The 11,684-nt window shown below is 54.3% G+C and carries 13 protein-coding genes and 3 pseudogenes; 6 read left to right on the forward strand and 10 right to left on the reverse strand.

Annotation, left to right across the window (positions count from 1 at the left end):
* Positions 1-8: 8 nt before the first annotated feature.
* The 3 genes from ABQX22_RS14135 to ABQX22_RS14145 all read right to left on the reverse strand — a co-directional run bounded on the left by ABQX22_RS14135 (position 9) and on the right by ABQX22_RS14145 (position 1,042).
* Positions 9-443, reverse strand: a complete 435-nt coding sequence (locus tag ABQX22_RS14135; RefSeq protein WP_349800475.1) for a DUF2303 family protein — start codon at positions 441-443, stop codon at positions 9-11.
* On the reverse strand, positions 440-754 hold the full coding sequence (locus ABQX22_RS14140; protein WP_349800476.1) for a DUF2303 family protein: 315 nt from the start codon (positions 752-754) through the stop codon (positions 440-442). The genes ABQX22_RS14135 and ABQX22_RS14140 overlap by 4 nt, the downstream gene beginning before the upstream one ends.
* A gap of 114 nt (positions 755-868) precedes the next feature.
* The gene (locus ABQX22_RS14145; protein ID WP_349800477.1) at positions 869-1,042 is read right to left on the reverse strand and encodes a hypothetical protein; all 174 of its coding nucleotides are present in this window, start codon (positions 1,040-1,042) and stop codon (positions 869-871) included.
* Between the two features lie 964 nt (positions 1,043-2,006).
* Between ABQX22_RS14145 and ABQX22_RS26935 the strand changes: the two are divergent.
* The 4 genes and pseudogenes from ABQX22_RS26935 to ABQX22_RS14155 all read left to right on the forward strand — a co-directional run.
* Positions 2,007-2,687 (forward strand): annotated as a pseudogene (locus ABQX22_RS26935) (PAS domain-containing protein); the annotation flags it as partial.
* Between the two features lie 111 nt (positions 2,688-2,798).
* Positions 2,799-3,233: pseudogene (locus ABQX22_RS26940) on the forward strand (methyl-accepting chemotaxis protein); the annotation flags it as partial.
* A gap of 407 nt (positions 3,234-3,640) precedes the next feature.
* The gene (locus ABQX22_RS26945; protein WP_441005285.1) at positions 3,641-3,853 is read left to right on the forward strand and encodes a phage holin family protein; all 213 of its coding nucleotides are present in this window, start codon (positions 3,641-3,643) and stop codon (positions 3,851-3,853) included.
* Positions 3,850-4,194 carry a hypothetical protein gene (locus tag ABQX22_RS14155; RefSeq protein ID WP_349800479.1) on the forward strand — a complete coding sequence of 115 codons (345 nt, stop codon included), beginning with the start codon at positions 3,850-3,852 and terminating at the stop codon, positions 4,192-4,194. The genes ABQX22_RS26945 and ABQX22_RS14155 overlap by 4 nt, the downstream gene beginning before the upstream one ends.
* A 251-nt stretch (positions 4,195-4,445) precedes the next feature.
* On the opposite strand, the gene ABQX22_RS14160 is transcribed toward ABQX22_RS14155, so the two are convergent.
* The 3 genes from ABQX22_RS14160 to ABQX22_RS14170 form a co-directional block, all read right to left on the reverse strand.
* Positions 4,446-4,676 (reverse strand): hypothetical protein, encoded by a 231-nt coding sequence (locus ABQX22_RS14160; RefSeq protein ID WP_349800480.1) that lies wholly within the window; start codon positions 4,674-4,676, stop codon positions 4,446-4,448.
* Positions 4,677-5,507: 831 nt separating this feature from the next.
* Positions 5,508-5,792 carry a hypothetical protein gene (locus tag ABQX22_RS14165; protein ID WP_349800481.1) on the reverse strand — a complete coding sequence of 95 codons (285 nt, stop codon included), beginning with the start codon at positions 5,790-5,792 and terminating at the stop codon, positions 5,508-5,510.
* 338 nt (positions 5,793-6,130) lie between these two features.
* Positions 6,131-6,415, reverse strand: coding sequence for a hypothetical protein (locus ABQX22_RS14170; protein ID WP_349800482.1), 285 nt, complete (start codon positions 6,413-6,415; stop codon positions 6,131-6,133).
* 567 nt (positions 6,416-6,982) lie between these two features.
* On the opposite strand from ABQX22_RS14170, the gene ABQX22_RS26950 reads away from it, so the two are divergent.
* A complete protein-coding gene (locus ABQX22_RS26950; RefSeq protein ID WP_441005286.1) occupies positions 6,983-7,168 on the forward strand; it encodes a tail fiber assembly protein in 186 nt (61 codons plus the stop codon).
* 212 nt (positions 7,169-7,380) lie between these two features.
* Here ABQX22_RS26950 and ABQX22_RS14175 read toward each other — a convergent pair whose 3' ends face one another.
* Positions 7,381-8,187 (reverse strand): sulfite exporter TauE/SafE family protein, encoded by an 807-nt coding sequence (locus ABQX22_RS14175; protein WP_349800483.1) that lies wholly within the window; start codon positions 8,185-8,187, stop codon positions 7,381-7,383.
* A gap of 46 nt (positions 8,188-8,233) precedes the next feature.
* Between ABQX22_RS14175 and ABQX22_RS14180 the strand changes: the two genes are divergently transcribed.
* Positions 8,234-9,073, forward strand: coding sequence for an AraC family transcriptional regulator (locus ABQX22_RS14180; protein ID WP_349800484.1), 840 nt, complete (start codon positions 8,234-8,236; stop codon positions 9,071-9,073).
* Between the two features lie 46 nt (positions 9,074-9,119).
* Here the strand turns inward: ABQX22_RS14180 and tnpC are convergent.
* The 3 genes and pseudogenes from tnpC to tnpA all read right to left on the reverse strand — a co-directional run bounded on the left by tnpC (position 9,120) and on the right by tnpA (position 11,410).
* Positions 9,120-10,684: pseudogene (gene tnpC, locus ABQX22_RS14185) on the reverse strand (IS66 family transposase).
* Between the two features lie 61 nt (positions 10,685-10,745).
* On the reverse strand, positions 10,746-11,081 hold the full coding sequence (gene tnpB / locus ABQX22_RS14190; protein ID WP_349800485.1) for an IS66 family insertion sequence element accessory protein TnpB: 336 nt from the start codon (positions 11,079-11,081) through the stop codon (positions 10,746-10,748).
* Positions 11,078-11,410 carry an IS66-like element accessory protein TnpA gene (gene tnpA / locus ABQX22_RS14195; RefSeq protein WP_349800486.1) on the reverse strand — a complete coding sequence of 111 codons (333 nt, stop codon included), beginning with the start codon at positions 11,408-11,410 and terminating at the stop codon, positions 11,078-11,080. The genes tnpB and tnpA overlap by 4 nt, the downstream gene beginning before the upstream one ends.
* Positions 11,411-11,684: the final 274 nt, after the last annotated feature.

Consider the following 11,684-nt stretch of genomic DNA (forward strand, 5'->3'; position numbering starts at 1 on the left):
ATCCGCTGCTACAGTCCGGTTTTTCCGCCAGCAATCTGCCCCGGCGCCTTTGCCGCTGTGCCGATCTTCACGTCCAATACCGCTTTGAACCCGTGCGCTATTTCCTCGCGCTGAACTTCTTCGCCAACCCACCGTGACGTCAGCACCCGCACAGAGCCGCTAGTGATCACCGAGATGCGCAAGCTGACGCGCTGCTCGGTCAAACCCTCGAAGGGAATGATGTGGAGCTGGAGCATAGCTGGCAGCGTTTCTTTGCTGCGCGCTTCAATTGGGTCCATCGTACTGCGGCTGGAGCTGGTATCGCCCACCGTTGTTTCCGACTCGCTGGAAGCCTTGATGGGGATCGTACGGACCGCGGCGATCGCTTTGGCGACCGGGATGGCAACGCCTGCGTCGTCAACCAGGTTCAGATACTGATGCCAGTCTTCAATCCAGTCGCTCAAGTCTTTCTGCGAAAGTGCCCTGCCACGGATTGCTTGTGCTGCCGTGTAACGGCAGAAGCCTTCACCTTCAGCACTGCGCGGTCATCGGCGTGGCCTGGTGTCGCGGTGTCGCCTAGGTTGAAGAGCAGCACGCAGCTCATGTCGTCCTGATTGCTGAAGCCGCGTGCGGCGTCGGTGGCGGGGTCATTCACATAGATTCCGAAGTCGGCCAGCGAGTGGGTGGAGTAGGTGCCGCGAAAGCGACTGCACAGCGCCTGGTACTTCTCAAGGTCGATTACGCGAGCGCTTTGCGCAAGCACCACCGTGGGCACGGGAGTGGCCAGCGGCTTGCCGGTCGGCTCGAGTGTGGTCGGTGATGAGTTGAATTGCTTCTTTGCTCAGGGACATTTTCAAAGTCTCTAGGGGAAGGGAGGTGCAACGGTGAATCACGTGCGGAGCTTGATCGGTGCTTCGTCACGACTGAACAGCTGATCCTGTTTTACCTGCAACAGCGAAATCTTGCCGCCGGTGCCGACGCGCATCGGCGTATCGAGGCTGGTTCTCGCTGCGTGTACCGCGGTTGGTCGGCTTGTAGTCGGCTTGTGCTTGATCTTCACCATCTGGCCGTCGCCAACATGGCTTGGGGCCAAAGTGATGATCAGCTTCCCGGCTTGCCGTGGTCAACGACGCCGGCTGCTACTTCTCAGGACTTGGCCGACCTGGCTGGCGAAAGTGCCGCTATTAAGCTCCTCGAGGAACTCGGCTGTATCAGTTGGTGTGGAGATGTTGGGGTGCTCTCTTGCGCTGTTGCGGCGGCTTGATGATTCGCCTCACGCCGCTTTCCTCTGGTTCCATGCACCGACGGCGTTGAAAATTCAATACGCCTATTCGCTATCGAGCGACAGGGGTGTCGAGTATAGCGATCCAGCCTGACTCGACCATGTGATTGGATCGCGCTCTTGCGAATCTCCGAGTAGCAATGCTCGATGACGTTTTCCAAATGGTGGGACAGGTAACAGCTGCGATGCAGTCATTCAAATGCGAGGTCATCGGCGTATCCGACTTGCGACCGGCACGGGTGGCCGACGAGATGAAGGCCTTTTACGGACTGGTGGTCGATCCTAATAATTGGAATCGGGAGTGGAAGCCGACTTGGGATTTGCTGAAGGCCACTATTAGAAAATGGATACACAGGCCAATCGCTACCTTGGCAGGTGATTCACTTATAGAATTACTAAAGGGCAACATAATCTCTTGCATTTAATGATAAATGCAGATGGATTTCCCATGTTGCGCAAGTTGCCACCGGCGCACACCACTTCATAGCCCGGCCAGTGCGCCGGGTTACCGTGTCCGGAGCCCTTAAAGCATCTGTCCATTATCCAGAGGACGTATTTTGTCATGTAGTGATCACTTTTATTTCATGCCACAGCTCAAGGCTGCCTGGACCCGGTCGATGAAATGATACAACTCTCCAGTGTGGACGCCGCAACCATGTTCAATTCGCGCATTAAGGCAGAAAATCAGGAGCTTAGGCGTCGGCTTGCCGCTCTGGAGCAGGTCAGAGAAACGCTGGACTTAGAAATGATTGCGTTGGTTCTTAACCCTGATGGGACTGTAAAGTCGGTTAACGAACTGTTTCACGCCGAGCTCGGTTACCGCGACGAGAGTGTTGTCGGACGTAGTTTTGAATCTCTGCTGCCAAACGAGCTCAGTTCTGACCCTCACCAGCAGCGAGCGGTCAAGGCCTTTAAGGAAGGTGTGCACTACAGCGGTACACTGAGGTTAGTCGGCCAAAATGGCGCTCAGGTCTGGCTTCGCTCGATGGTTGTTCCTCTGAAAGATGAGTTCGGTAAAGTTCAGCAGGTTGCCATTTATTCTAGCAACCTAACGAGAACAATTGAGGCCTCTAGGGAGAACGAGGCTCTTGTAACTGCCCTTTTGCGTTCCACTGCAGTCATCGAGTTTTCTCTGGACGGAAAGGTGTTGAAGGCAAACCAAAACTTCCTAGATGCAATGGGCTACAAGCTCCAAGAAATTGTAGGTCAGCATCACCGAATATTTTGCACGAGTGCGGAGACTTCATCCGAAAGCTACTCGGAATTTTGGAGCCGTCTGCGGCGCGGTGAGTTTGTGGTTGAACGTTTCCTTCGGGTAGATAAATACGGGCGGAATGTTTGGCTAGAAGCGTCCTATAACCCGATCACCGACGCTCAGGGCAAGCTATATAAGGTGGTTAAGCTAGCAACTTTAATCACAGACCAGGTTAATCGTGAGTTAGCAGTTGCGGATGCTGCTGAAATGGCCTATAGCACTTCTGTCCAGACTGATACGAGCGCCGAGCAAGGTCGAAGCGTCATTGAGCAAACGCTTGACGTTCTGCGAAAGCTCTCCAGCTCGATGGAGGGGGCAACAGATGGCATCACTGCACTCGACCAACAGAGCCAGATCATTGGCACAATTGTCAAAACGATTGGAAGCATTGCAGATCAAACAAATCTTCTGGCTCTCAATGCCGCAATAGAAGCCGCACGAGCAGGCGAACAGGGTCGAGGGTTTGCTGTCGTTGCCGACGAAGTCAGGCAGTTAGCGTCTCGTACCACTAAAGCCACGCAGGAAATCGTAGGTGTTGTAAACCAAAATCAGGAACTCGCATCTAAAGCAGTTGCCTTGGTTGTGCACAGTAAGGATCAAGCCGGAGAGGCCCTATTATTAGCAAACGGTGTTGGTAACGTAATGCAGGATATACAAGCCGCAGCTAAAACGGTGGTTTTGGCCGTGAGCCAATTCGTTAGCCACAGTGAGAAGTAGGGCAGGGACGTCCGTCGGCTACTGGCTGTCAGCGTATCTTTTTTTTCGGTTGCTAAAGGCTATACGTGTGAACCTGTTTGCATGAACTAGTCCGTAAATATAAATCTCCTCTCTGACATCCAGCCACGTCACCATGACAAGTAAATTGGTTCAAGCTCCTACCTGTTTTCGTTTCGTTCTAAGCCTCGGTACTCGCTGAGGCTTTTTCGTTTTAGGCTGCGCGACTCCCATTGGTCCAAATTGCAAAGCCGATTGGATTTCGCTTCCTTATTTGGTCATTTACGCCAGCTCTTTGTAATTTAGCTCCTCTCATCGGAGGACAGTCGGGTGTCCCAAATGCCTAAGACAAATCCCGACTTCTGGGCTGTGGCAAGGGGCGATCGTGGCCGCAACCATTTCGCTGCTCCGTGTGCTGTACGGGGCCAACGAAAAAGTGGCGGATCGTATTCGAGGCGCTCATTTGCGGCGCGTTGAGCCTTTCTGCCAGCAGCGTCATTGAATGGACGTTATGGCCATCGAGTATCTCTATTAAATCTGGCGGCACCATCGGCTTTATCGGAGTGACCGCAATCAGGGAACTCATCATCCGGTTCCTCGGACGTAAGGCGGCTTCGGTATGAGCCTAGGACATGTTGTCGCCGTCTCTAACGCCGCTTCGACGCTTCGCATCGTTGCTGTAGCTGTGGTCGTCGGCATCGTCATGTCGCTGCTCATTGCTATCCAGCAGACCCACGTGGTCAGCCTGGAAGGGAAGCTCAACGTTGAGCGCGACGCAAAGCAAGTCGCCGTGAATGCCAACGAGGAAAGCCAGGCGACCGTCACCACGCTGAAAGCCGAGGCTACTCGCAATGTTGCCTACACCGCCGACCTGAATAAGCGAATCGAGGCCAGCAAAGACAAGGCCAAGAAGGCTAGGACGGACTTCGATGACCTCAAGCGCAATAGCAAAACCTGTTCCTGATTGGGCTGCTCAGCCTCTTCCTGACGGCCTGCGCGGCAACGCCGTCCGTGGTAACTAACACGACGGCAATAAGATTGGAGGCCCCTGAGTTAATCCCGTGCGAGCGGTTCAATACAGACGACACCGATCTGCGTGACAACACCGACGTGTGGGAGCTTAACGATCAAACGGTTAAGTTGTTAAACACCTGCGCCGATCAGGTTGACGCTTAGATGCATCGCAGCAGGGGTAAATGACTGGATGACTACCGCTCACTTTACGAGTCGAAGAGCAGGCTTGTTTTTTGGCGTAGTCTTCTGGCGAACCTGGGCGCGCCTAAGATCCTCCAGCCTAGCTTTGAGGTTACGGGTGGCTTCAGATAGCTCCATCAGCGCTTCCAGCAGCGCAGGGTCATCGCATGTAGTTCCTGCTTTCATTGCCGCCAGCTGATTTGAAAGTAATTTGTAGTCTTGGGACAGTTGGTCAAACTCGTTGAATCTCACGCTTTCTCCTCGGCATGCTGACCCCGACAGCGGTTGCTGCTGCGAATACAATGCGCCTGTTTTTCAACCTTTTTTGGGTTCCTGACATGTATAAGCAATCCTTGGGCCAATCCTCGAGAACCGTCAGCATCAAGGAGCGCCAGCTGCATTGAGGAGCTACCACCGTTTGAGATGCCACCGATGGCCGGAGCCAAGCCCGTCCCCAGTCGATCCGACAACAGCAGCCATCGAGGAGTAGACACGGCCGCCATTGCGGATTTCGTGGTAGCTCCACTGCAAGACACCGTCGACGTCAACGAAGCAACCGACGACGACATCGCTCTGCTAAAGGCTCGGAAGAAGTAACGCGTGGCCTTGAATCGAGTCACAGACCAGCCAGGCTCCCCTAGCACCATTAATTGGCCGGCCTCTCCCGCCTGATCGTATTGCTACACCACAACCCGTCATCGAGCGAGATTTCGTTGCCCGGAGAAAGGTCATGACCACCAACAGCGCGGGGAGTATCGACTCCAGACGCGGAAACGCTGGCCAAGGAAATATCAGTCATGACGCGTATTGTCTCCCTGCGCTCTGGGGAGTAAAGATTAGGCTCTTGAAATATCGAAACAAATGCCTGGGTGTAGGTCACCGGGCCTTCCGCGACGGTGCCGTCAGGCAGAGTTACGCGTACACGTGTGATCGCCATGCGTTCATCTGGCTCGTAAACAATGATAAGTGTCTGGCCCAGGTGTGAGTATGAGCAAAAAGCACCTCGACAGAAGGCAACTCGGTGAACGTATCGCTCCGGTAAAGCACCACGTGTGCCGGGCCGCGGTAGCTAAAATAGGTCATTTAGGTCGGGACCTCGCGCGGCAGTTGGCGCAGTTGTTCGCGCAAGGTTGCCCAAGGCTGCTGTAAAAGCTCGCGTTGGTTGATGCACCCTTCGACATGTACGAAGGGTTGCGAAGCATCACCTGCCCGCTGCGAAGCACCGCACGCCACGCAACCAGCCTGACCATTGCCGAGGATTACCCAACGTGACGCCCAGTCTTTCATCGTTAGGTTGACCCAGGGGATATGCGAATTTCCGGAACCCTCGCCCTCTATGGAACGGTGTGTGTACCCTTCATCAATCATGCCTTTACACTCCTTTATAATTATCTGCGTGGAGTAACACTCAGGTTTCTCTCGAGGCAGTCTCGGGTGGCAATCCACACCCGCAGCAGCTCTGCGAACATTGCATGGCAGTGCACGGTATCAATCGTCTGGCCACTATGTAGCCTGATCACAAAGCCCTCGGCTTTGGCTGATTCATAGCGCAACAGATCTGAGCAGTTGGCTTCACTTAAATCACTCAAGCATTTCCGCCATTCGGCATAAGCTTTGGGCGAGAGTCGGGTTCGGTCGGAAAGTCCGTCCTTCGGCATGCTTTAACGCCCGTTTCCCGGCGGGCCTGTTAGGTAATGCCCAGCTTGTTATGCGTTTCGTAAATCGTTGACCCTGGCGCTATGCGCGGCTTTGAAGAGGGCGCTTAGACCTTGCTCTTGTACAGCCCCAATGGCGCCAGCAAATCCCAGTCCACGCACCAGGCCTGTGCTGTATGCCAATGAGAGAGCCAAGTCTAGAAGGGACGTCGACGTCTGGATTTGGTGCATGCACAGTGCTGCTTCGCCAGCTACATGGGCAGGCAAATTCAGCGTATCGATGGCGCTGAGGATGGATTCAGGCGACCTATAATCGTTTGTGCGATCGTCACTCATAAATGATTCCTTCACATGCACCAGGAGCGTTAAACCGAAGGTAGCGTACTTCGAACCCCTCGGTGCGGAAGGCGCTCACAGAACTTTATGAGTGAAGCAGATATTGGCGCATGGCATCATTTCTTTTCAAAAAGGACGCCGAGCACTACATCGCTAACCCCTTTCATAGTCTAAAGCGTCATGAAGCTCTATCCATGGATTTGGGTCTGTGTTGCTACTGGCTGTACACCTCGCTGCATGCAGAAAGGAATGATCCGCCTCTGTCATAAATTGTGAGTTTTTGCAGAACTTGCACACCACCATTCCATCGGTCAAAGCCCAGCGATTTGTCCAGACGGTCAATCTCTCATTGGTATCCATATCAGCTGCTCCTTTGTCTGTATTAGCTAAGGATTCGGACCGTGCGGCTTAATTCGTTATTTCCGACCAGCGTGCATTTAGCTCCAGCGGTGAATCCTCTCGGCGAGCGCCGGCAGGTGACAGGGATCCGTACGCCTAGTAGATCAGGCGGCGCGAGCTTGAAGACTCCCTGGTTGCTTTGCCGCTGACACCATCGCAGTTAATTAGATGGTCGACGAATACATTGCGCTGCTCATAGTTTGGAAGAAATACCGCGTCGCGCTAAGTCGGGTCACCGATCAGACAGGCACGCCGACCACGATCGACTGGCCAGCCGTCTCCGCCCGACTTCATCACAAACCACACCCCGCCGTTGAGCAGGATTTTTTTGCCCGGAGAAAACATGCGAACTGACCATTACATTTTGCATTTCAGCGTAACCGTCCGGGCAACACACCTCCTGATGCCATCGTTTAAGGTGATGGTGTCCACCTAAAGTGGACACCATAGCCCTTATCGCTAGGATCACCATGCGCCAGCGCACCACTTATCCCAAGCTCCTCAAGTGTAAACGCCCGGCCAATTCATCTTGCCTGTGCCGCAAGCCAGCCTTGTCTAGCCGTTAGCTATTTGATAACAAGCGCTAACAAGACAAGTATGAGCAGCGCAACGTAAATGTGTGCATGCAGCTTGTCCGGGATCCTCCCTGCAAAAGGTATGGTCAGGCGAACACCGATTATCGAACCGACGGTTAATAAACCAAATGCGGGGAGATAGATGTAACCTAGAAAACCGTTGTTAATTCCCTCCATTTCGATTTGCCCGGTAACTGCGTACATCAGCGATCCTACTAGCGCTACTGGCATGCTCAACGGATTCGCCAGTGCCGATGATTGAGCCATACTCAAACCGGCTCTGCGCATTAGCGGCACGGTCATAACGCTGCCCCCTACGCCCAGCAGGGTAGCAACCGTTCCGATGGTGACGCCTTTGATAGGTATCGCACGCACAGTCCTTTTGATTTGACTTGCGCTCTGTAAAAAACCCTCGCGAAGCAGGCAGTCCGCGATGGTCAGCCCCAGGTAAACCATGAACGCTATCCGGACACCGTTACTGCTCATTGCACTGGCTAGCACTGCTCCAGCCACCGAACCAAGTGCGATGTAACCTGCCAGCGGCCAGATATAGCCCCGAACAAGTTTTGCAGCCCGATGCTGTTTGAACGTTGCCATCGATGCGCTGATCACCATAACAGCGGTTGAAGTAGCCACCGCGATTTGCATCGCAGAATTATAACCGGGCTGGCCCGGAGCGTGACCGGCAATCAAAACGTGATATACGAGCGGCACGACCACAAAGCCGCCGCCGAACCCGAACAGCACAGTGGTCACTCCAGTCAAGCAGCCAAAGGCTGCGAGGATCAAAAGGCTCATCCAGTATCTTCCATTGCTCAATGTTTAGTGAGCAGGCATCTTAGTGATGCGGCGCCTGGACGACCTTAGCGAACAAGCCAACCGTGTTTTCGTTCCGGCCAAAGCCTCTTGGATCATCACGATGCACAATGCTTCCATCGCCACTCTGGATTCCACCCCTCGTAACGTTGTGGCTATTACCACAGACTATGAGCATGGGCATCGCCTACCGATGCACAGCCATCGGCGCTCTCAATTGCTCTATGGATCGAAAGGTGTCATGCAGGTAACGACTAGCCTTGGCACCTGGGTAGTGCCACCCCAACGCGCGGTGTGGATACCGCCGCAGGTACCCCACGAAGTACTCTTTCTTGGCGTAAGGACTCACAGTTTGTACATCGAGCCCAAAGAATCACCAATCAAACCAGAGCAATGCCAAGTGATCGAGGTGAGCGCATTAATGCGCCATCTGCTTCAAGAGGCCGTGGACTTGCCTTGGGAGTACGAAGAGGAGGGTCGAGATGGCGTGCTGATCAGTCTTCTTTTGCACGAAATACAACGTGCAAACGAAATTCCTTTGCACATCCCTATGCCCACACATGGGCGGTTGCTGACACACTGTAAAACCTTCCTGATGACGCCGGATATAAACCTGTCTCCCCAACAATTGGCTGATTCATTATTCATAAGTGTGCGGACATTCACTCGTCTTTTTCGGGAGCAAACCGGCCTTAGCTTTGGGCAATGGCGTCAACGAGCATGCGTCGTTGTGGCCCTTTCACGACTGGCCGACGGGCACAGTGTGACCACCGTGGCGCTAGAAATGGGTTATGAAAGCCCCGCTGCGTTCGCGACCATGTTTCGCAGAGTATTGGGTCAGGCACCTTCGGTGTACCTCATTAATTAGGCCGCTTATCGGCACCAGCTACTTCCGGCCATCACGCCTTGCGTAGTTAAATCGGCAACCACTTATGCGGAAGCAGCTCCGTAATTTCATTCGCCCGCTGCGTCGGCAGGCGTGTGAATACATCTTTCAAGTAAGCATATGGATCATGCCCATTTAGCCGCGCAGACTGGATCAAACTCATGATCGCTGCCGCACGTTTTCCGCTTCGTAGCGACCCTGCGAAGAGCCAGTTTTTACGTCCAAGAGCCCAAGGGCGGACCTGGTTCTCACACCAGTTGTTATCTATGGGTACGGCTCCTTCATCAAGGTAGCGCGACAGCGCTGCCCAGCGTTTCAGGCTGTAATCGAGTGCTCTGCTGATGGCCAAGCCTTCTGGCACGAGGTCACGCTGGGCGATCATCCAGGCATGCAGCATATTCATCACTGGGACGGCTTTTTCTTGCCGTATTCGGCGCCGTAAATCCGGTTCCAGATCGCGCACTTCGCTCTCGATTTCGTATAACAACTGGATATAGCGCAGGGCTTGCTCGGCGAGCGTGCTTTTATTCGTTGCGTGCAGTTCGAAAAACTTGCGCCGTGCATGGGCCCCAGCCGATTTCGGTCACACCGAGTTCGAAACTGGCTTTGTAACCGCCAAAATCGTCACCGACCAGCTTGCCCCTCCAGCCTTGCAGGAAGTTGCGAGCATGCTCTCCGGCACGGCTGGGGCTGAAGTCATAAACCACCGCTGCCAAGTCCGAGAACTGGCTGGTGGCGTAGTCCCACACATAGGAACGGTGAGTTTTCTTTGTTCCCGGCATGAGCATCTGCACCGGTGTTTCATCTGCGTGGATGACTTGTTGCCCAAGCACTACTTCGCGCAGTGCATCGACCAGCGGCTGCAACTGCACGCCGGTCATGCCCACCCATTGAGCCAAGGTTGAACGTGGAATCGCCAAGCCCGCTCGACCGAAGATCGACTCCTGACGGTAAAGCGGCAAATGGTCAGCGAACTTGGATCATGACGTGGGCCAGCAGCCCAGCGGTCGGGATGCCCTTGTCGATGACCTGAGCTGGAACCGGTGCCTGAATGAGGGTTTCACAGTCATCGCAGACCCATTTGCCACGCACGTGACGCTCGACGGTGAACACGCCAGGCGTGTAATCAAGCTTCTCGCTGACGTCTTCACCGATGCGTTTGAGTGCACAACCGCATGGACAGTGAGTGTTGTCCGGTTCGTGATGGATCAAAGTGCGTGGAAACTCTAGCGGCAAAGCAGTGCGCTTGGGTTTTTGCTTTTTCTCGGTCAGAGCTATCACTGCCTGCAAGCCTTGAAGCTCTGCTTCAATTGCCGCGATATCGGTATCGATCAGGTCATCGAGCAGGCTAGCCTGCTCAGGATTCATCTGCTCGCTGCGCTTGGCAAATTTCAAACGCTTGAGTTGGGCGATCTCGTGGGTCAGCTTCTCAATAACCGTTTGATCACGGTTGATTTTCTTGCCCATCGTTTCGACCATCTTGCCCAGCGTGTCGACTTGGTGGTCGAGCGTCTCGACACGCTGCATCAACTGCGCGGCCAAGGCGCGCAGTTGTTCAGGGGTCAAGTGATCAAGATTGGGTAGCGAAGTCATGGGGCCGATTTTGCCAGAGCAGGCAATTGGCGGCGATAGACTGATAGGCTAATGGCAGCCGTTAAAGCAGTGTGATCGAACCTCCAGAACCTGCGCGCTGCCATGGCAGACCCAGCACCAAGGCTTGAAGTTGCTCGGCATCCAGTTCCATCTCAGAATCATGGCGAATGCCACGCCAGTGGAACTTGCCTTGGTTCAACCGGCGCGCCGCCAGCCATATTCCGAAGCCGTCATGCACCAGAACTTTCATCCGATTGGCTCGGCGGTTGGCGAACAGATAAGCGCAGTGCGGCTGCGCCGCACCAAACACTGCAATCACCTTGGCTAACGACGTTTCGGTACCGGCGCGCATGTCCATCGGCTCGGTGGCGAGCCAGATGGAGTCGATGCGGATCATCGCAGCAGATCTCGAAGAAAAGTCGCACAGGCGGCCGCACTTTCAGTTGGCCAGTTCACTTTGATGGTGCCGCGCGGGTGCTGTATTTCAACGCAGATATTCGATGATGCTGGATGGGAGATTGCCCCGGCCAGCGGCATGGCTAACGGAATAAATGCAGGTGGGAGCGCCGGGCTTTTCTGCACTTGCAGCCGAATCCACTTGTGGACGAGGTTTGCGTTGAGGCTATGGTCGAGCGCGACGCTGGCAATCGAAGCGCCGGGCTGTGCACACTCTTGAATGACCTGGGCCTTGAAGGACTTGGAATAGGAACGGCGTGTGGGCTGCATGAAATACCCGCTTAAAAGGCTAGAACTGGTGCCCACTTAAATTTAAGTGCACACCATGTCTTGGCTTTGCGGGGCTGGGTAGATGACTTGGCCGGACGGTTGCGGTGCTGCATATCCCTGGAGCTCCGAAGTCCGCCTATATCTTTTGGAACGGCTCGCGATCCTAAATGGCTTGTTGAAGCAAAATCATCGCTAATGCTTCACACTCCTTTAAGTGTTTCTATGACGGCCACCGGGAAAACGTCAAAGGTGCTCTCTGCTTCCGTTAACGCTA

Source organism: Xanthomonas sp. WHRI 1810A (assembly GCF_040202885.1).
Lineage (GTDB): Bacteria > Pseudomonadota > Gammaproteobacteria > Pseudomonadales > Pseudomonadaceae > Aquipseudomonas.